The sequence below is a fragment of the Lactiplantibacillus daowaiensis genome, from assembly GCF_005405085.1.
Classification (GTDB): Bacteria; Bacillota; Bacilli; order Lactobacillales; family Lactobacillaceae; genus Lactiplantibacillus; species Lactiplantibacillus daowaiensis.
This window is the reverse complement of record NZ_BJDJ01000020.1, coordinates 20,107-41,105: the sequence shown is the minus strand read 5'-3', so window position 1 is coordinate 41,105 and position 20,999 is coordinate 20,107. Positions and strand designations below refer to the sequence as shown.

Below are 20,999 nucleotides of genomic sequence, written 5' to 3'. Positions count from 1 at the left end.
ACTTTACGGCAAAAATAAAAGAAGCGTCTAGATTCGACATCCAAACGCTTCATTATTTTAATCAGATAAAAGCCTAAGCTTCCAAACCAGCATCAACTGATTCTGGATAGTTCGTCCGCACAATATCGGCACAACGCGCGCATAACATTGGGTAAGCAGTATCACTACCAACATCAGTCTTCGTCATCCGACAACGTGAACAAACTTCCCCTTCAGCATGGCTAACTTTGATGGCCATCGCATCACCAAATGTTTCCGCATCAGCTGGTGCATCAGCTAAAGCATGTAAATCTAAAGCTGAAACCATCAACATTTGACGCACATTCGTGTTCAAGCTATCTAACATGGTTTGCGTTTCAGCATCAACATACAAGTCTAAATGAGCTTCTAATGACTTCCCAATTAACTTGGCGTCCCGGGCTTCTTCCAAAGCCTTTAAGACATTGCTCCGCAAGTCCATGAACTTACGCCAACTAGCATTTAATGCGTCGGCATTAGCATAAGTTTGAACAGTTGGCATTTCAGTCAATTGGACAAATTCTTCTGGTTCCTTCAAGAATGGCCAGATTTCTTCAGTCGTATGTGGCAACATCGGTGTGAATAACTTCGTTAACGCAACCAAGGTGTCATAGAAGACCGTTTGCATTGAACGCCGTGAATGACTATCTTCGGCATCAATGTACATAATATCTTTGGCAACATCCAAGTAGAAGTTTGACAAGTCGACGGTCAAGAAGTTCAACAACAACTTGTAAATGTCCAAGAAGTCATAATGGTCATAATGATCTTTAACTTCAGCGACGAAGCTGTTCAACCGAACTGCCATGTATTGGTCAACCGTTGCCAAATCGTCAAAAGCGACCCGGTTCGTTGCTGGATCAAAGTCGGCCGTGTTAGCTAACATGAACCGCATGGTGTTCCGGAATTTCTTGTAGCCATCAGCAACTTGCTTAAAGCTTTCCATTGAAACCCGCACATCAGAACTGGTATCAACCGAAGAAACCCACAAACGCACGATTTCCGCACCCATTTGTTTAATCACTTCAGCTGGCGCAATCGTATTGCCTAATGATTTACTCATCTTCCGGCCTTGATTATCCAAGGTGAACCCTTGTGACAAGACTTGTTTGTAAGGCGCTTGACCAGAAACGGCGACACTCGTGATCAAACTTGAGTTAAACCAGCCACGATATTGGTCAGAGCCTTCCAAGTATAAGTCAGCTGGGTAAGTGAGGTAATCGCGTTCAGCTAAGACCCCTTGATGTGAGGAACCAGAATCAAACCAAACATCCATGATGTCGTCTTCTTTAGTGAATTCGCCATGTGGAGAATGTTCATTGGTATAACCTTCTGGTAATAAGTCCTTAGCATCGCGTTCGAACCATACATTTGATCCATATTTGCCAACTAAGTCAGCAACATGATTAATGGTTTCAGGTGACATAATCGCCGTCCCATCTTCAGCATAGAAGATCGGTAGTGGCACACCCCAGACCCGTTGCCGTGAAATGACCCAGTCACCACGATCACGAATCATATTGTGAAGCCGTTTTTGGCCCCATTCTGGGAAGAATTGCACATCATCGATGGCATGCAAGATTTCATCACGCATATCACCAACCGAGGCAAACCATTGTGGCGTTGCCCGGAAGATGATTGGCTTTTTAGTCCGCCAGTCAAATGGATAGCTATGTTCATATGGCATGTACTTGAGTAACACACCGGCATCCTTTAACTTATCCAAGGCAATTTTGTTTGCATCGTCATAGAAGACACCCGCAAAGTCAGGACCAGCTTCTTCAGTCAAGTAACCTTGATTGTTCACTGGTGCAAAGACAGGCAAGTCGTATTGCATCCCGATACGGTAGTCATCTTCCCCATAACCAGGCGCGGTATGCACTAACCCGGTCCCAGCATCTAAGGTAACGAAATCCCCAAGCATCGTCACTAACTTGCGGTCAGCATCGAATGGATGTTGGCAAATAACGCGGTCTAACTCAGCACCCTTAACGGTCTTTAAGACTTTAACATCTTCCCAACCGAAGCGTTCCGCATTTTCATCAACTAATTCCGCAGCTAATACGTACTTGTGGTCATCACCACTATGTTGCACAACCGCATAGTCAAAACTAGCATCGATGGTAATCCCTTCAGAAGCCGGAATCGTCCAAGGCGTCGTGGTCCAAACGACCATATAAGTGTCATCATCTAAGACACCTTTACCGTCAACCACTTTTTCACCATAAAAAGCAGATGGTGAGGTTACATCATGATATTCAACTTCGGCTTCGGCCAAAGCTGATTCAGATGACCATGACCAGTAAACGGGCTTCTTACCACGATAAATCAAGTGGCGTTTGGCAAAAGCACCAAAGACCCGGATTTGAGCAGCTTCAAATTCTGGCTTTAAGGTCAAGTATGGGTTATCCCATTCACCAGCAACCCCTAAGCGCTTGAATTCTTCGCGTTGACGATCAACTTGCTTTAGCGCATATTCGCGACAAAGTTCGCGGAATTCATTGGTCGACATCTTTTTACGGTCATAACCAGCTTGTTGTAATTTTTGTTCGATTGGTAAACCATGCGTATCCCAGCCAGGCACGTATGGTGCGCGGAACCCATTCATTGATTTGTAACGCACGATAAAATCTTTCGTGATCTTATTAAGCGCGTGTCCCATATGAATGTCACCATTGGCGTATGGGGGGCCATCATGCAAAATAAAGGTTGGCTTACCTTCATTTAACTTTTGCCGTTGTTCATAAACTTTGTTCTCTGCCCAAACGTCTTGACGTTCAGCTTCTTTAACTGGTAAATTACCACGCATTTTAAACTTGGTTTTACCGAGGTTAAGCGTTTCTTTAACGCGCATTTGATCACTCCTTAAAATTTTTATCATAATCAATTCCTAAATTTTGGGTACAAAAAAACTTCGTCCAGCAAGGGACGAAGTTATCGTGGTACCACCCAATTTTAGAATTGTTTAGATTCTCTCTTAGCATGGTTAACGGTCATGAGCCGGTCGACCCTACTACTTTCAAGCCGACACTCGGAGATGATCTGCAAGTCTATCAGGGACGGCCACTTCGCATTTACCGCGGCTCTCTGAGCGTTTAATAGGCTTGTTTACTGTTCTCCTCAAAATATTAATAAAATTAATTTGTACCTCTGATTTTAGTCGACTTATTGCGCCGAGTCAACATCATCATCAGGGAAAATTACAACCGTTTGTTGTTGACCTTGGTCGCCACCGTCAGCAACTGGGGTTTCACCAGCAGCTGCATCGGTAATTTCAGCGGTTGCTTCTGAGTTTACGCTCGCGTTTGCCCCGTTGTCAAGGTCGTCTTCCTTCAAGACATGTTGAATTTCTGAATAAGTAGAGGTATCGGTTTCGCTTAATAGTTGGTCCCAGTCTTTACTTTTGACCACTTCTAGTTGTGATTCAAGCATAACTTGGAGCCGTTGGCGGAAGACCCGCGTTTGCTTCTTTAAATCATCCGTTTCAACAGATAATCGTTTGGCCTTTTGTGATGCTTCGTCAATCATCTGGTTGGACTTGTCAGTGGCTTCACTCACAATATCAGACGCTTGCTTTTGGGCTTCACGGGTAATAATATCCGCTTCCTTCTTAGCATTCGTCTTAACTTTGTCAGCGGCCTCTTGGGCAACTAAGATTGATTGGTTCAATGAATCTTTCAATTCGTTGAAGTATTTCAACTTGCCTTCACTAGCGTCCAAACGTTCCTGGAGGTCTTTATTTTGCTTCAGGGTAATTTGATAATCCTTGATAATTTGTTCAAGAAAATCATTTACCTCATCAATATTGTATCCACGTAATTTCGTGGAAAACTCTTTGTTATGAATGTCATCAGGACTTAACACCATACTAAATTTCCTCCAATATCTATTTACTATGAATAATATTTAAAGTAATTCGCAACCGCGCTTTCTTAGTTTCGCCACCAATTTCCATTAACCGCACCCGACCGTAATGGTTGACACTGAGCATATCAAGCAACGCCAGTTCATAATCGGCTTTCTTTAAATCAGCCCAGTTTAACCGGACATGCGCCCCTTCAACCATTTCCTTGGCATGATGCCGCGACAAGTTAAAGGCTGCCTTAATCACACTGTCAGCGCGCAATGAGCTCACTGTTGTGGTGATGGTTTCCCAATCATTTTGGGCATCGACGGCCGCCGTTAATGGCTCAGCCGTCAAATGCAACTTGGTCTTGCCGATACGATCAATTTGGTCGCTGAAGTAGTCGGCCATTTCGCTTTCACAGAAAAACTGCCAAGTTGACCCATCTGAAATGATGTCGCCAAAAACGTCGCGTTCAACACCAGAATTGGCTAATGTGCCTAGAATCTGACCATGCTTTAACGTGGCAAACTTCATTGGATAAACGACGTTAAACAACGTTAATTGAAAGTCTTCTGCTTGTGGCTCGTAGTAATCTGGATAAAACAAGACCCGTTTTAGCTCGGCATTTGGATAACCACCATTGGCACGCATCCGCACATCATCAAGCTGATTGACCATCGTCTGTGCAATGTATACTTGGCGTGGATTCAAGAATGCCGTTAAAATCGGCCGGTACTGGTCAGCTGCTTGTTGCAGCCAACTCGTCACCTGTTCAATAAATGGGGCTTCACTATCGCGAAAATGCTGTTTTAAATTATCATTCACGATACTATCCTCGTTCTTTTAAAGTAAGTTCAAGCTAACTAATAAATAGTACAATCCACGTTCCGCAAATTCCAAGACCAGAAACGCAATGATTGGTGAAAAGTCCAATCCCGCAATTGCCGGAATGAAACGCCGAAAGATACTTAGAAATGGTTCACAGATGCGACCTAAAAAGCGACCGATTGCTGTATTATAAGCGCCTGGGAACCAGGACATTAAAATATAGATGACCAGTGCAATTTGGTACAACTGAAATAACCGATCAATAATCATGAACAAATATGACAGGGCTATCACTCCTTATCTTATAAACTGTTGGGATTAAATTGACTAGTGGTACTGCCAGAAACTTCATAGTTTTCTGGAATACAGAGAAAAATCTCATCACCAATCCGTTCAATTTCACCATTAATGGCGAAGACCGTCCCCGTCAGGAAGTCGACGATGCGACGGGCCATTTGGTCATCAACGTGATCAAAGTTCACGATCACCGCTTGATTTTTAAGTAATTGTGACGCAATTTCTTTGACATCCGAATAAATCTTCGGTTCAAATAAAGCAATCTTACTATTCACAGATTTACCACCCTGCATTGGGACAATTTTAGGGTTCGCTGACATCCCGGCCGTTTGGTTCGGCACATCACGCGTCGGTTGCGAGTTGGTTGGCGGCGTATTTAAGTCATCGTCGTCACCAACATCAAAAAACTTACTTAGAAAACGTCCGGCCATCATTATCGCTTCCCTTCAATTGGCTACTTGCGACGCCGCTTAAAGAATGGCGGCGTATCTAATGAGTCTCCACGGTCATCATTAGCACTATCATCAGCTTGACTATTGTCATTAAAGACATCAAAGTCAGTCTTTTCAACGTTTTTAAATTCTTGGCTATTATTGTGGGTTGGTCGTGAACTGCTTGGTTCACGCCGAATATCCCAATTGCCAAACGGATCATTATTAGTGTTAGTTGGTGCTTCTGAACTAGTCGTTGCTTGACTAGCAGCACTATTTGGTTGATCAGCTGGGGTGCTGAACATCCCACCACGTTGTTGTGCCTTTTCACTACGACTATGCGTCGTTTCTTTTAATTCTTCACGCTTTTGATCAATCCCAGTCGCAATGACGGTTACACGAACTTCATCGCCTAAGCTTTCGTCAATTGATGTCCCAAAGATAATGTTGACATCAGTGGTTGCAGCTTGTGACACGATATCTGAAGCAGCTTGTGCTTCATACAAGGACATGTCGGGACCACCCGTGATGTTGAGCAAGACTTGTTCGGCACCATCGATAGAAACTTCTAACAATGGTGATGAAATCGCTTGTTTCGTTGCATCAGCAGTCCGGTTTTCACCACTAGCTGAACCGATACCCATTAATGCTGACCCTTGGTTTTGCATCACAGTCTTCACATCAGCAAAGTCCAAGTTAACGTAACCAGGTGACGTGATTAAGTCAGAAATCCCTTGAACCCCTTGACGTAACACGTTGTCGGCTTCTTGGAAGGCTTCCATCATTGGGGTCTTCTTGTCTACAATTTCAAGTAAGCGGTTATTGGCAATAACGATCAACGTATCAACGTTGTCCTTCATTTGCGCAATCCCTTCAGCAGCATTGCGCGCCCGTTTAGGCCCTTCAAACGTAAATGGCCGTGTGACAACACCGACTGTTAAAGCACCTGAGTCCTTGGCAATTTTAGCAACAACTGGGGCCGCCCCGTTACCAGTACCGCCACCCATTCCGGCGGTAACAAAGACCATGTCGGCACCTTGTAAGGCTTCAGTCAAGGCTTCTTCACTTTCTTGCGCTGCTTTAGAACCAACATCTGGGTTGGAACCAGCACCTAAACCACGCGTCAATTTAGGTCCCAATTGAATCTTGGTTTCTGCATTCGATGTTTGTAAGGCTTGAACGTCAGTATTGGCAACAATAAATTCGACACCTTTAACGTCTTCAGCGATCATCCGATTGACGGCGTTGCCACCACCGCCACCCACACCGATGACTTTAATATTAGCCCCTGAATTCTGGGTTGAATCTAAAGAAAATTCCATAATTTTTCCTCCGTCATTCTAATCCAATCAATCGAAAAAGTGGTTGAAGAAACTCTTGAACCGATCGATGCCACTTTCATGATCTGGATCCTGCTTTTTCGCAGGTTGTTTTTTAAGTTGTTTTTGGGTCGTCGGCGCTGCTTGCGGTTGAACAGGTTGACTGTTCGCCGTGGTCGTTTGCGCGTTGGGCGTTGAAAAGTCCAAGGCCACGCTCGCCCGAGTATCCCCGGTGAGTGCACTTTTAACTAATAACGCGACTTCGCTTAAGGCCGCTTGATATTTAATGACAGCTAGCGCCTCATCAAATGACGGATGTCTTAAGCCCATTTGGTTCGGAATAAAGGTCCGCACATTGGTGCCAAAAATTTGACTAGCCAAGTCCGTAATACCCGGTAAGGCCGCCACCCCACCAGTTAAGACCACACCACCTGGTAAATCAAGGGCGTGAATCTCATCCAAATGCTGTTTGATTTTATCAAAGATTTGATCCAAACGTGCTTCGATAATTTCTGCTAAGTATTGTTCACTGATTTGCGTTGGCGTACTTTGACCAACCACTTCAACTGGAAATTCATCTTCATCTGAAGCTTGTTGCGCATCAGCATAGCCGTAATCGCGTTTGAGCTTTTCGGCATTTTCAATCGACGTATTCAAAACGACCGAAATATCTTTGGTGATATATTGGCCACCTTCTTGATCAACGGTCGTGTATTTCAGTTGATGATCATGAATGACGGCCGCAGTCGTTTGACCGCCACCCATATCCACAATAATCGAACCGAAATCCTGTTCACCATCGTTTAACACGAGCGAACTTAAAGCCAACGGTGCAATAATGATTTGCTCAATTTGCAAGCCAGCTTTTTCAATCGCTTTACGCGTATTGTGAATAATGGTTTTAGGCCCGGTAAATAACGTGCCATGCATTTCGAGCCGCACCCCGACCATGCCACGGGGATCTTTAATGCCATCAAAGCCATCAACGACAAATTCATCGGGAATGACATCGAGGACTTCGCGTTCGGGTGGTAAGCTTTGGACTAAAGCCGCTGCAGCCACGTTTTGCACGTCTTCGTTATTTATTTCTTTTGATTCATCAGCCACGGCAATCATGCCACGACATTGTTCAATTTTAACTAAATTAGCAGGTACACCCGCGATGATCTTTTTTATCTCGATACTTGCTTTTTCTTCAGCTTGGCGTACCGCTGATTGAATCGCTGAGGCCGCTTTGTCGATATCGACAATCACCCCACGACTCAGACCATTAGAACGTTCGCTTCCCACACCAATAACGTTCATTTGTCCCTTCACACGTTCAGCAACAATGACTTTTATTGAGGTGGTCCCTATATCAAGTCCGACATAAATTCCTGAATTATCCATAATAGAGGAACCTCCTAGTAATTACATTACATAAATATCCAAAGATTTTGTTAACATATCCAATTATCCCTTAGTTTACCATAGATACAGCGCTTTTAAAAAGGTCTAAACCGGCATTCTCATCAATTATGCGACTTTTTAAACGAATATGAATAAGCACCGACTTCTAAGTTAATGACCCCGGCCTGTTTCATCTTCGCAGCAATCCCCGCATAATAACTCATTTTGCTAGCAAACGTCGTAATCGTGGCATAAACTTCGTTCCCGTCGTTCATATACAAATGCACCCGTTCGGGATTCGCTTTGTTCGGGGTAAACTTAATTTCAGAAATATTGTGTTTCACAGCTGCTGGCAACTTCGCATATTGCTTAATCATCGTCTGTAGTCGTGACCCACTTTTGAAATTAGCATAGATTGGATAAGTGCCACTAGGTTGGCTAACTTTGCTAGTCATAATCGTCCCATTTTCAAGGACTCGTTGATAGGTGTCGCCAGTCACTAAATAACCGGCAATGCGAATCTCATGAATCTTTACTGTGACGGTGTTTAAACCGACCAGCTTCGTTTTAACTGACCCAATTTGTTGATTTGTCCGGCGTGCTTGCTGGCTCGTTGTGGTATCGTGGCCAATCACTGCCCAGATCGACGTCCCCGGCTCAATTTTAGTTGCGGTTTGAACCTGACGGGCCGTCAATTGTTCGGTCCCAGTCACATGGACGGTTTGGACGTGACTGAACGGTGAGATAAAATATCCCGCGATAACCATGCCAACCAGAAATAAACTAATCAATAAGGTGGCGCGCTTAGTGACTAATTTGCGCCGTTGCAATTTTAGTTTTGGTAACTTATCGCCAATCCGGAGTTGCTTTCCTGACCAGCTAAAATGCCGCTTTTCTTCCGCTTGGTGGTTGGCGGCCGCTTGGCGTTGATAGCGTTCCCAGGGGGTTAGCTGATCAAGGGGTCGGTTATCTTTTGGTTGCCGTTTAAAGAAGGCCATACGCCCACCCTTTCACTTAAAATTTAATTTAGCGGTTAATTGCGGTTTCTAAGACGTGCAGCAATTGATCAGCTGCATCGGGCATCCCCAACTTCTTCGCATTTGCAGCCATCGTTTGACGTGCATCTGCATGTAACATCAAACTATCAACCGCTGCTAGTAAACTAGTTGCCGTCAAATCAGCTTCTTTGACTAATTTGGCCGCACCAGCGTCAACTAAACTTTGAGCATTTTTAGTTTGATGGTCATTAGTCACATAAGGGCTTGGAACCAAAATAGACGGAATTCCCAATGCCGTAATTTCAGCAATACTTGTGGCACCAGCACGCCCAAGAATTGCCGCGATCTCTGGTAAAATTGCCGGCATATTCTTAATATACGGGACAATCTTGACATTGTCAGCTAAAGGCATCTCACCAAGTTCAGCCATCAACTTGTCATAGTGCACTTGACCGGTGACAAACAAGGTTTGATAATCACGTTGGTTTAACTCTGGCACCGCTGCTAAAGTCGCTTGATTAATGCGAGCGGCGCCGCGGCTCCCGCCAAAAATAAGTGCCGTTGGTTGGTCGTCGGCTAAACCTAACGCTTGCAAGGCTGCCGTCTTTTGAATGTTAGCCACTTGTTGGGCCCGCGGGTTACCAGTCATAACAACTTTTTTAGCCGGAAACTGGTCACGCGCACTTTCAAATGAAATCGCGATTTTATCCACAAAATGGCTCAAAAATTTGTTGGTGACCCCAACAACGGAGTTTTGTTCATGAATAACCGTTGGGATATGCATCTGACTGGCCGCAAAAACGACCGCGCCACTAACATAACCACCGGTACCGACCACAACATCCGGTTTAAACGCCTTAATATACTTGCGGGCAGTACCGACGCTCTTTAAAAAGAGCCAAACCGTCTTAAAGTTTTGCAGTGATAATGAGCGTTTGAACCCTTGAATCTTAATCGTCTTAAACTCAATCCCACGTTCAGGTACGATTCGACTTTCCAAACCGCGGTGCGTCCCAACGTACAATACTTCGGCTTTTGGATCATGCGCTTTTAAGGCATCAATTAACGCTAGGGCTGGGTAAATATGGCCACCAGTCCCACCGCCAGAAATCATCAATCGCATTAATTTTCTTCCGCCTTTCCAGTTAATTTTTCAATCGCTTTAATGTAACGATCACCCCGAATTTCAAAATTCGGATATTGGTCCCAACTCGCATTGGCTGGTGAGAGCATGATAATATCACCAGGCGCACTCAAGTCCCAAGCTAACGGCACAGCGGTTTCGCAGTTCTCGGTAAACTTAATCGTCTGAATACCAGCTAATTTCCCAGCATCAGCGACCTTTTGCGCCGTTTCACCAAAGACCAACATTGCTTTAACGTGATCCTTCAAAGCTGGTGCCAACTTTTCGAAGGTATTGCCACGATCCAACCCACCGGCTAATAAAATCACTGGTTGATCAAACCCTTTCAAGGCCATCTCAGTTGAAACTAAATTGGTTGCTTTAGAATCGTTATAAAATTGCCGTCCCTCATAGGTTTCGACATATTGTGTCCGATGACGAACACCGGAAAAGGTCTTCAAAACTTGGACAATTCCGGCAGTCGGTACGGCAGAAATTTTTGCTACCGCAATGGCTGCCAACGCATTTTCAACATTGTGATCCCCAGGAATCTTAATGTCTTTAGCAGCCATAATATATTCATCTTTAAAGAATAATTGTCCATCTTTTTCGTACGCGCCAGCTTCAGTCTGATGTTGGCGTGAAAATGGGACGACTTGGGCTTTAGATTGTTCACTCAAGCCACGCCATTCTTCAGAATCCCAGTTAACCACGAAATAATCATCCGCCGTTTGATTCATTGTAATGCGCATCTTGGCTTTAATATAATTTTCACGTGACCCATGATAATCCAAATGGGTCGAATAAATATTCGTTAATACGGCAATGTGTGGATGTAACGTTTGAATCCCACATAGCATAAAACTAGAGAGCTCCGTCACCATCGTATCTTCGGCCGTCGCCTTTTGCGCTACTGCTGAAGCGGGTACGCCAATATTACCGGCAACATAAGCTTTACCGGCAGCTTGGCGTTGGTTTAACATCATCGCAATCATCGTGGTCGTGGTCGTCTTACCATTCGTCCCAGTAACCCCAATCAATTCACCAGCCAAAATTTGACTGGCTAATTCAACTTCAGTAATCACTGGAATGTGCTTGGCAATTGCCCCCGCAACAATCGGATTTGTATATGGAATCCCGGGATTTTTAACCACCACTTTAAAGTCTTCATCTAACAGTGATAGTGGGTGTCCCCCAGTGATCACTTTAATGCCATCGCTCAATAATTCTTGGGCATCAGGATTATTATCAAAATCTTTCTTATCATTGACGGTCACAAAGGCCCCCAACTTGTGAAGTAAACGCGCGGCGTTCATCCCACTTTTTGCTAAACCTAATACCAATACTTTTTGGTTGCGATACTGTTCAACCGACTTCATATACCAAGATCTCCCTAAATTTTGTTTTAAATCAATTCACGTTGTTGTATGTGTTACTTAAATGATGGTTGCGACACAAATCACCGCGGCAACTAACCCAATCGACCAGAAAACGATATCGATTTTCCATTCGCTCCAACCCTTCATTTCAAAGTGATGGTGGATTGGACTCATTAAGAAAATCCGTTTCCCAGTTAACTTGAAAGAAGCCACTTGTAAGATGACAGACGCCGTCTCACAAACAAAGATAATCCCAATCAATAAGAGTGACAATTCATGGTGCAACAAGATTGAAACGGCTGCCAAAGCGCCACCCAATGCTAAGGAACCCATATCACCCATAAAGATTTTAGCAGGTTTGTGGTTGTAGACAAAGAAGCCTAACAAAGAACCCACAACGGCTAAACAAAATAAAGCCACATCAAATTGCTTTTGATGAATCGCGATAATCGCATACGCCCCAAACGCAATCGTCGCTTGCCCGGCAACTAAGCCGTCCAAGCCATCGGTCAAGTTAACGGCATTTGAGAATCCAACTAACCAAATGATCACAAAGATAATGTACCAAATGCCTAATGACCAGTCGCCAAAACCAGGGATGTGTAAGCCCATTGGTAGATGTTCATGTTGGTAAACCAAGGTGAAGACAATCCCACCAACAATTTGACCAAGCAACTTTTGCCAAGCTTTTAGCCCTTCATTTTGTTTCCGCCATAATTTAATACTGTCATCCCAGAACCCAAGGGCCCCATATAACACTAAGATGAACATTAAGATCCAAGTCGTTGGCATGAGTTGCCCTTGCCACCAACCGACCCAAATCGTCGTGATTAAAATAGCAATGATGAACAAGAGCCCACCCATCGTCGGTGTCCCAGATTTTTTTTCATGCCAGGACGGCCCTTCTTCACGGATCATTTGCCCTTCTTTACGTGCCCGGAAGTACCGGATTAAAGATGGCATTAAAACAAACACAATGATAAAGCCACTAATTAAAGTCGCTATTGATTCAATTAAACTCACAACAATTCTCCATTCTACAACTTAGTTATTACTTTAATTTGACGCTTAAGACTTGTTTGGCATCGATTGGATTACCAGCCGAAATACTCTGGGCACTCACATAGCCAGTCCCACTGGTGGTCAACTTCAAGCCGGTTAATGACGCAAAATCAGCCACTTCACTAGCCGACCAACCAGTAATGTTTGGCATATACATCTGACCGTTCGTCACTAAGACGACGCGTTGCTTATCACTCAAAACCGTGCCTGATGAGACAGACTGTTTGACGATTCGCGACCCTTTACCAACAATGATTGGCGTAACGCCAATCTTTTTGGCAGCCTTTTTAGCTGCGCTAGTTGATTTTTCAGTGAGATCTTGCATCTTAACCGTCGTTGACTTCGTTTCACTGGCTTTTTGTTCGTCCAAAGCCCGTTGCATCACCGGCTTAAAAATCTCGGCCATGTCTTCAGATGCGGAAGTCGTCCCCAGCGTTGGCTGTTTCATCGTGATATACAAGATATATTTGGGATTCTTGGCTGGCGCCATCCCAACGACTGAGTACAAATAAGAATCATTACCAGTCTCATAAGTACTCCCATTACTAACTTGGGCCGTCCCAGTCTTAGCGGCAATCCGATAGCCGTTGATCTTAAAGGCGGTCCCAGTCCCATAAGACTTGTAAACCACATCTTGCATATGCTTCAAAACTGAGTTGGCCGTTTTAGCCGTTACCGGTTGACTGACAACTTTCGTTTTAGCTTGATAAACCGTCTTTTTGGTATTTGGATTAACGACTTTAGAGACAAAGTAAGGCTGTAACATCTTACCATTATTCGCAATCGCCGTGAAGCCGCGCAGCATTTGCATGGCCGTCACTTGAATCCCTTGACCAAAGGACGTATCAGCTTGTTCAATCGGATAAGTAAATTGAATTGAACCAGTTTGCTCATCAGCTAATCCACTATTCGTACTACTCCGTAAACCGAAGCGTTTGATGTATTTTAGCCAAGTCTTGGCACCCATCGTTTGTTCCAAGTGGGCCATGGCAACGTTACTTGACAGCGCAAACCCTTTGGCATACGTGATATTCCCCCAACCAGCAGTATTCCAATCGGGCACCGTTTTGCCGCCAATCTTATATTCACCAGTTGGCACTGTAATGTTGGCATTATAGTTACCACTATTAATCGCTGCTGCCATCGTGAAGACCTTCATCGTTGACCCAGGTTCAAAGGTATCTTCAACCAATAAGTTCCGCCACATCTTCGTCAACCCAGATTGCGTTTGCGCATTAAACGTTGGCCGCTGACTCGTGGCTAAAATCGCCCCGGTCTTGGCATTCATCAATGTCGCCGTCATGGATTTCGGATGAACTTGGCTTTCAACTTCTGACATTTTGGTTTCTAACAACGTTTGTAACTTGCTGTCGATGGTCGTGTAAACATTGTCACCATTCTTAACAGCCTTACCAGTCGTTGTTTTGCCTTGATAACCACTCTTAGTAATCGTCTTGTGACCATCAGTCCCTGAAAGTTGTTTGTTAAAGGCTAATTCGATACCCATTGATCCAGTCAAGCGCGTCCGTTCCGAATTTTTAATCGTCTTGGAAGACGTTAACCCGATGAGATGAGAGGCAAACATTCCGTTAGGATATAAGCGGGCCTCTGATTCAATGAAATGTAACCCGGTGATATGAGTCGCTTGAATCTTTTTCTTCGTGGTTAATGAAATATTTTTCCCAGCAGTCCCAAATTCAACTTGGAACGTGCCAGATTTAGCTTGGAGTGTTTTTAACGCCTTTTTATAACTAATCGGTAAATACTTCGCCAAAACCTTAGCCGCTTTCGGCGCACTTTGAATATTAGCGGCTTTACCATTACTATCTTTTTGATTTTTTGCCACGATGGCATAAATCGTATAGGTGCTTGTATCTTCCGCAATGGCATCACCATTGGCACTATAAATCGTTCCTCGTTTTGCGGCCACCGTTTCATTTTCCGTATACAATTGCTTCGTTGCTTTGGTCAAATTGACCCCCGCCACATGATGTCCAATGGCGATATACGAAAAACGAATGATCAAAACACCAAAAATCGCAATCGCGCCAAAGAATAGCCATTGGCCAAAGATCCGTCGATTTTGTTTTGGTGACCGTTTCGAAGTCATTCGTTGTTTGTTCTTATTCATTTGTAAACATTCCTTATACTACCGTTGTTAAGCGATAAACCGTACTTCTTAGCAATTTTATTCAATCGAGTCCGGCTAGAAAGTTCACTAATTTGTTGTGAGGCTGAAGTGTTGCTAGCCTGAACCTTTGTGATCTTTGATTGGACGGTTTGCAACTGGCTTTGCGTATCCCCGATCGCAATGTTTGTTGACACCAATGCGAGTGCTAAACCAAAAATAATCATACTGAAAGTCACACATAATACCTTTTCAAATGCTGAAAACGGAACCCGCTTCGTCTTGATAGCTGGGTTCGGCGTTGCGACGGTTTTATGTACCGGGGTTGTCGAAACACCGGGGGTCTCACGAGGAAGCTCCCGCGCCAATCCATTTTGGGCCATTGTCATTCACTCCTTTAAAGCTAATTATGTTTTGTATTTAAACGTTCAATCACACGCAATTTTGCACTGCGTGCCCGCCGGTTCGCTTCAACTTCTGCCGCACTTGGCACAATCGGTTTGCGATTAACTAAGCGATAATCTGGTTGTAGTTCTGCTGGAATCACTGGTAAACCTGGTGGTAATTCTGGTAAATCGCTATGTTCCTTAAAAATTGTCTTCACGAGCCGATCTTCTAAGGATTGGAACGTAATGACACTCACTCGCCCATGGACGTTGATTAAATCTACCGCCTGTTCAAGTGAAGTTTCTAAGACCCCTAATTCATTATTAACGGCGATTCGAATCGCTTGGAACACCCGTTTTGCGGGATGACCGCCCGTCCGCCGTGCACGTGCCGGAATGGCGCTTTTAATCAAGTCAACTAATTGACCCGTTGTTTCAATTGGCGCATCTTCACGCGCGCGTTCAATCGCTCGGGCAACTTGTTTCGAGAACTTTTCTTCGCCATAGCGATAAAAGATTCGAACCAAATCGGCATATGGCCAAGTATTAACAACTGTCTTAGCCGTCAATGGTGCGCTTTGGTCCATCCGCATATCTAATGGCGCATCGTGTTGATATGAGAAGCCTCGTTCGGCATTATCAAACTGTGGTGATGACACCCCTAAATCATAGACGATCCCATCCACTTCGGTAATCCCACGCGCCGTCAATTCAGCTTGTAAATTAGCAAAGTTACTTTTGATAAAACTAACTTGGCCACTTGCCAAATATGGCGCGAGGTTATCCTGGTTATAATCAATCGCCGTTTGATCTTGATCAAAACTAAATAGATGACCATTTGGCCCTAATTGTTTCAAAATCTCCCGGGAATGACCACCGCCACCTAGCGTACAATCAACGTAGACGCCATCCGGTTTGATTGCTAATGCCGCCACTGCTTCATGTAGTAGTACGGTCGTATGTTCAAATTCAGCCACTGCCGGCCCCCCTTTCAATGCAATATCAGTTTAAAAATCAATCAAATTTTCAGCTAAATCATCAAAGTTTGCTGCCGTTTCGGTTTCAAAGGTTTGCCACTTCTCAGCGCTCCAAATTTCAAATCGATCCGACACCCCAACAATGACGCATTTCTTTTCAAGCTTAGCGAACTGTCGTAATGGTGCTGGAATCATGATTCGCCCTTGCTTATCTAATTCACATTCCGCAGCTGCCGCATAGAAGAACCGTACAAACGCACGGGCATCTTTTTTGGTTAACGGCAATTCATCCAATTGGGCTTGTAACGTGGACCAACGCGCGGGCGGATAGCCAAACAAGCAGCCGTCCATACCACGCGTGATCACAAAGTCAGGTCCCAATAATTCACGGAACTTTGCGGGGATGATTAAACGACCCTTAGCGTCCAAGTTATGCTCAAATTCACCAAAAAACATCTTGGAAGCCATAGTCAATCAACCCCTTTCATTAAACATAATTAAGTCTACCACACCCCCCCACTTCCTACCACACCGATTTGTTAGTTTTCGTAATTGTTACTAAATATTATAAAAAAGTCCCCACCGATTAACGTTTTAACCGATGGGGACTAGTGGGGCTTATTCATATTTAAGGACCAACTTTAGCAATCACATAGCAGCCCAACGCAATCAAATAAACTAAAATCGTAATCAAATCACAAACCCGCCAATAGAGTCTAAAAAAGCGGCCGTATAGAATTTCACCGCGTTGGATCACTTCTAAAATCGTGACCCCAATCCCTAAAATCATCAACGACAGCATCTCATATGGCACAATCGAACTTTCCGTTGCTTGTAGGGTTAAATAGTGTGTAAAGATAATTAATAATGGGGGCCAAAAATCAATTAAAACTAACGACTGCGGCCAATGATGTTTCAACAGCCGACGACACCCCCAAACGACGCCGGTCACAATCACTAACAACAGTAATTGGCCGAGCCAGTTCGTAAATAAGTCGCTCATAATGTCCTCCAATCGCATATCGCTATCATTATAGGGATTCTGCCATGACTTTTCAACGGGCCTTAACCGTTCTATAATGACACTTAACAAATTCATTGGAGGAACTTGGATGTTACAATATTATACCGCCACGGCAACCGGCCAACTCACCACCGGGCGTCAAGCTGATCAACGATGTTGGATCAATGTCGAGCGGCCAACTGTCACTGAGATTAACCAGTTAGTTCAGGAATTTAATTTTCCACGCGATTATCTCACTGCCGTCCTTGACGATGATGAGGGCTCACGAACGGAACAATTAAATCAAACAGCTGACGACCAACCAGCCTTAATGGTCCTACAATTTCCCAAGTTAACGACTAGTGACCTGGGTTATCTGGAATATCGGGTCTATCCTTTTGCCTTAATCTTGACCTCACAAGCTGTTTTGACCGTCAGTAATCAACCAGCCGGCTTTATTCAAGATTTCATCATGGATCCTGATTCATCAAAACTGAGTCTTGAGAATCATGAAGACTTTGTGCTAGCCATTATGTGGTACATTGCGCATGCTTACGTTACTGCGCTCCAACAGATTACCGCAAAAACGAATATCTTAGAACGCCATTTAACCCGCGCTACTCGCAACGAAGAAATCTTTCGTATTATGGCCTATCAAAAGTCATTGATTCGTTTTAATGCAGCACTCACGCAAAACGCGCCGGTCCTAAAAGCAGTCGAAGCATCGGCGACCCGCTTCACGGCACCAGCGCATCAACAGTTAACGAACGATATCATCATCGAAAATCGACAAGCCGCTAATATGACGACTACGACTAATCAAATTTTGCAACAATACAGTCAAATGGTTAGTGCCGTGATTTCAAACAACTTAAACGATGTGATGAAAGTTCTCACGTCATTAACGATTATTTTAACGATTCCAACGATTATTGGCGGCATCTACGGTATGAACGTCGGTCTACCTGGTGCTAGTATCGCCCACGCGTTTAGTTGGATCATGTTGGGCACAATCGTCTTGTGTCTACTAGCCATTAACTACTTACGAAATCATGACTATTTCTAATTAAGATTGAAAAAAAGCGGATTCCACGTTAAACTATGAAAGAATTACTTAAAAAAGTGTGGTGCAGATTACCCTAATGAAAAAGAAGAAGAAGAGTACATTTCAAATTATCACAATGATCGTTATTTGGTTGATGATCATTTCAACCGTTGGTGCCTTGGTATTACAAGCCTTGTCAGGTTTAGGGCTACTTGAATTTTAATGCGATCATAAAAAAGCGTCCGGAATAATATTTCCAGACGCTTTTTTCGTATCATTCTTTATTCTGAAGTTGGTGTCGCATCATCCGCACTCGGTTGCCGATAAACCTTACGTGGTTTACTGCCTTCCGATGGCCCAACGACCCCACGTTCTTCCATCTCATCAACGATCCGAGCTGCCCGGTTATACCCAATTCGGAACCGCCGTTGCAACATTGAGACACTTGCCGACTGTTGTTCCGTAACCAGTTCAACCGCGTCAGCGTAGTACTCGTCTTCGCCATCGCGCGGATCTTCACCATCGCCACTCGTTTCATCATCTTTAACTAACATCGAATCGTCATAATCCGCCGTTTGCTGTTCTTTAATGAAGTTCACGACTTCTTCAACATCATGATCAGACACATACGCCCCTTGAACCCGTAGTGGTTTATTCATCCCCATTGGTTGGTACAACATGTCTCCACGACCAAGTAACTTTTCGGCCCCATTACTGTCAATAATCGTCCGCGAGTCCGTCCCACTTGAAACGGCAAACGCCATCCGTGATGGCACGTTAGCTTTGATCAACCCAGTAATGACATCAACTGAGGGCCGTTGCGTCGCTAAAATCATGTGAATCCCAGCCGCACGGGCCATCTGACCCAGTCGAATAATCGCGTCTTCAACTTCACTAGAGGTTACCATCATTAAATCAGCCAATTCATCTACAATAACCACAATATACGGTAAGATTGGCCGATTTTGACCATCGGCCGCATTCTGTTGTCGAATATGTTGATTATAACCTTGCATATTCCGTTGCTTGGAATCGGCAAATAATTCATACCGCCGTTCCATTTCCGCCACGACCTTATGCAAAGCCCGGGCTGCTTTCTTAGGTTCCGTCACAACCGGGGTCAACAAATGGGGAATCCCATTATAAACACCAAGTTCAACTTTCTTTGGATCAATCAGCATAAACTTCACTTGGTTTGGCTTAGTATTCATTAGCAAACCGGTGATCATCACGTTAATCGCCACTGACTTCCCACTCCCAGTTGAACCAGCAATGAGCAAATGTGGCATTTTCGATAGATCCGCCGTAACTAAATTACCCGAAACATCGCGCCCCAGTGGCACTTCTAACGGCTTCGTTGGATGCGCTGGTTGGGCCTCAACGATATCTCGAAATGAAACGGTTGAAATCTGTTTATTTGGCACTTCGATACCAATTAAAGATTTCCCTGGAATCGGCGCTTCGATCCGTAAATCTTTAGCAGCTAACGCTAAAGCTAAATCATCGGCCAAATTGACCACTTTACTAACCTTGACCCCAACTGCCGGATGCAGCTCATATTTCGTGACTGAGGGACCCAAGCTCACATTTTTAACGTCAACTTGTACCCCAAAACTGGCCAAAGTCGTCTTTAATTTTTCAGAATTAGCTTCAATCGTCGCGTATTCAGCACTTTGGTCGGTCTTAGGGATCTTCGTTAACAAGTCGGCTGCGGGTAACTGATAATCAGCATCATCCATCGTTTCGGTCCCTTGTAAGAAGTCATCGGGCGCCGCAGAGGAGGCTGCTGCTTGTGACTCTTGCTCACTAGCCACCACAATTTTAGGCGCCGCACTACTGACTGGGGTTGGTGCTGCAGATGGTGGTACTGGCGCGGCCGAAGTTGTCGGTGCTTGACTATTCGGCGTAGCTTCATCTGCTGCGGGGCTTGGATCTGCCGTCGCTTGATTTTCCCGTACTTGTCGATGCACCCGCCAACGTGCATATTGGACGCGCACATAATGGCGAATCCGGTCGCCGGCATCGCGTGCCCGGTGTCCCATGACGACTAACCAATTACGAATGATCAATAAGGTTTGTCTAAATGGTAAGTTGAAGGCCACAAAGATCCCGGTAATAATTAAGATAATTGCCACTAAGATAGTCCCAAAGTTAGCCATCAACGGATAGGTCACACTGTAACCGGCCGCACCGGCTAGGCCCCCACCTAGATTAATTGAAATACCGCCCTTGGCAAAATCATTTTTAATCAGGTTCCACGTAATTGACCAAAACTCCGTATGTCGATTTAACTGGTTAAACATGGGAATCTCTAATAATAAGAGATAACTATATAAAACCAAGTTTCCCCCGGTCCACCAGCGCCACCCAAGTCGTGGCAAATGACCAAATATCATGAGATAGGCCATGGCTGCCAACACTAAAATCGCCAAAAATTGGTAAGCATTACCGGCAACCATCCGGAAACATTCGGCAAAGAAGTTCCCAATCAGCCCCAGGTTTAATAAAGCAAAAATCGTCACTAAGACCCCCAACAGGCCAATGACGTTGCCGGTCATCTGATGTTGAGCGGTCGCTTTAGTTGGGCGCTTTTTTCCAGTTGAGCGTCTTTTTTTAGTTGTTCGTCGCTTTTGCGCCACGCGTTAATCGTCCTTTCTGTTTGACTCAGATAGCAAACTCAGTTTATGACCCAGCTTGCGTTTGTCAGTCTTTAATAGTCATAGCTTCATTGTACCAAACCTACGTTCGGATTTGAACGCCTTTACAAGC

19 protein-coding genes and 1 other annotated feature are annotated in these 20,999 nt (G+C 44.4%); of the genes, 2 read left to right on the top strand and 17 right to left on the bottom strand.

Going from position 1 to position 20,999, the window contains the following annotated elements; all coding sequences use genetic code 11:
- Window positions 1-73 precede the first annotated feature (73 nt).
- The 16 genes from ileS to FFM75_RS11515 form a co-directional block, all read right to left on the bottom strand.
- Window positions 74-2,872, bottom strand: a complete 2,799-nt coding sequence (gene ileS, locus FFM75_RS11590) for an isoleucine--tRNA ligase (protein WP_137629321.1) — start codon at window positions 2,870-2,872, stop codon at window positions 74-76.
- A gap of 67 nt (window positions 2,873-2,939) precedes the next feature.
- Window positions 2,940-3,151: a binding site (T-box leader), on the bottom strand.
- A 32-nt stretch (window positions 3,152-3,183) separates the two neighbouring features.
- On the bottom strand, window positions 3,184-3,885 hold the full coding sequence (locus FFM75_RS11585) for a DivIVA domain-containing protein (protein ID WP_137629320.1): 702 nt from the start codon (window positions 3,883-3,885) through the stop codon (window positions 3,184-3,186).
- A gap of 19 nt (window positions 3,886-3,904) precedes the next feature.
- Window positions 3,905-4,690: a YlmH family RNA-binding protein gene (locus tag FFM75_RS11580; protein WP_137629319.1), complete on the bottom strand. Its 786-nt coding sequence runs from the start codon at window positions 4,688-4,690 to the stop codon at window positions 3,905-3,907.
- Window positions 4,691-4,708: 18 nt separating this feature from the next.
- Window positions 4,709-4,963 (bottom strand): YggT family protein, encoded by a 255-nt coding sequence (locus FFM75_RS11575; protein ID WP_137629347.1) that lies wholly within the window; start codon window positions 4,961-4,963, stop codon window positions 4,709-4,711.
- Between the two features lie 32 nt (window positions 4,964-4,995).
- Window positions 4,996-5,421 carry a cell division protein SepF gene (locus FFM75_RS11570; protein ID WP_137629346.1) on the bottom strand — a complete coding sequence of 142 codons (426 nt, stop codon included), beginning with the start codon at window positions 5,419-5,421 and terminating at the stop codon, window positions 4,996-4,998.
- A 23-nt stretch (window positions 5,422-5,444) separates the two neighbouring features.
- Window positions 5,445-6,743 carry a cell division protein FtsZ gene (ftsZ, locus tag FFM75_RS11565; RefSeq protein ID WP_137629318.1) on the bottom strand — a complete coding sequence of 433 codons (1,299 nt, stop codon included), beginning with the start codon at window positions 6,741-6,743 and terminating at the stop codon, window positions 5,445-5,447.
- A 27-nt stretch (window positions 6,744-6,770) separates the two neighbouring features.
- Window positions 6,771-8,129, bottom strand: coding sequence for a cell division protein FtsA (gene ftsA, locus FFM75_RS11560; RefSeq protein WP_137629317.1), 1,359 nt, complete (start codon window positions 8,127-8,129; stop codon window positions 6,771-6,773).
- A 122-nt stretch (window positions 8,130-8,251) separates the two neighbouring features.
- Window positions 8,252-9,127: a cell division protein FtsQ/DivIB gene (locus tag FFM75_RS11555; RefSeq protein WP_137629316.1), complete on the bottom strand. Its 876-nt coding sequence runs from the start codon at window positions 9,125-9,127 to the stop codon at window positions 8,252-8,254.
- Window positions 9,128-9,155: 28 nt separating this feature from the next.
- Window positions 9,156-10,250 carry an undecaprenyldiphospho-muramoylpentapeptide beta-N-acetylglucosaminyltransferase gene (murG, locus tag FFM75_RS11550; protein WP_137629315.1) on the bottom strand — a complete coding sequence of 365 codons (1,095 nt, stop codon included), beginning with the start codon at window positions 10,248-10,250 and terminating at the stop codon, window positions 9,156-9,158.
- Window positions 10,250-11,629, bottom strand: a complete 1,380-nt coding sequence (gene murD / locus FFM75_RS11545) for a UDP-N-acetylmuramoyl-L-alanine--D-glutamate ligase (RefSeq protein ID WP_137629314.1) — start codon at window positions 11,627-11,629, stop codon at window positions 10,250-10,252. The genes murG and murD overlap by 1 nt, the downstream gene beginning before the upstream one ends.
- Before the next feature lie 57 nt (window positions 11,630-11,686).
- Window positions 11,687-12,592: a phospho-N-acetylmuramoyl-pentapeptide-transferase gene (gene mraY, locus FFM75_RS11540; protein ID WP_379831670.1), complete on the bottom strand. Its 906-nt coding sequence runs from the start codon at window positions 12,590-12,592 to the stop codon at window positions 11,687-11,689.
- Window positions 12,593-12,680: 88 nt separating this feature from the next.
- Entirely contained in the window at window positions 12,681-14,822 is a 2,142-nt protein-coding gene (locus FFM75_RS11535) for a penicillin-binding transpeptidase domain-containing protein (protein WP_137629312.1), read from the bottom strand.
- Window positions 14,819-15,202 (bottom strand): cell division protein FtsL, encoded by a 384-nt coding sequence (gene ftsL, locus FFM75_RS11530; protein ID WP_137629311.1) that lies wholly within the window; start codon window positions 15,200-15,202, stop codon window positions 14,819-14,821. Before ftsL ends, FFM75_RS11535 begins: the two co-directional genes overlap by 4 nt.
- A 20-nt stretch (window positions 15,203-15,222) precedes the next feature.
- Entirely contained in the window at window positions 15,223-16,182 is a 960-nt protein-coding gene (gene rsmH, locus FFM75_RS11525; RefSeq protein WP_137629310.1) for a 16S rRNA (cytosine(1402)-N(4))-methyltransferase RsmH, read from the bottom strand.
- A gap of 30 nt (window positions 16,183-16,212) precedes the next feature.
- Window positions 16,213-16,638 carry a division/cell wall cluster transcriptional repressor MraZ gene (mraZ, locus tag FFM75_RS11520; RefSeq protein WP_137629345.1) on the bottom strand — a complete coding sequence of 142 codons (426 nt, stop codon included), beginning with the start codon at window positions 16,636-16,638 and terminating at the stop codon, window positions 16,213-16,215.
- Window positions 16,639-16,810: 172 nt separating this feature from the next.
- Window positions 16,811-17,185 (bottom strand): DUF3397 domain-containing protein, encoded by a 375-nt coding sequence (locus FFM75_RS11515; RefSeq protein ID WP_137629309.1) that lies wholly within the window; start codon window positions 17,183-17,185, stop codon window positions 16,811-16,813.
- Between the two features lie 109 nt (window positions 17,186-17,294).
- Between FFM75_RS11515 and FFM75_RS11510 the strand changes: the two genes are divergently transcribed.
- Both FFM75_RS11510 and FFM75_RS11505 read left to right on the top strand, forming a co-directional pair.
- On the top strand, window positions 17,295-18,251 hold the full coding sequence (locus FFM75_RS11510) for a magnesium transporter CorA family protein (RefSeq protein ID WP_137629308.1): 957 nt from the start codon (window positions 17,295-17,297) through the stop codon (window positions 18,249-18,251).
- 76 nt (window positions 18,252-18,327) lie between these two features.
- Entirely contained in the window at window positions 18,328-18,453 is a 126-nt protein-coding gene (locus FFM75_RS11505) for a DUF4044 domain-containing protein (protein WP_137629307.1), read from the top strand.
- A 58-nt stretch (window positions 18,454-18,511) separates the two neighbouring features.
- Here FFM75_RS11505 and FFM75_RS11500 read toward each other — a convergent pair whose 3' ends face one another.
- Window positions 18,512-20,869 carry a DNA translocase FtsK gene (locus FFM75_RS11500; protein ID WP_137629306.1) on the bottom strand — a complete coding sequence of 786 codons (2,358 nt, stop codon included), beginning with the start codon at window positions 20,867-20,869 and terminating at the stop codon, window positions 18,512-18,514.
- Between the last annotated feature and the right edge of the window lie 130 nt (window positions 20,870-20,999).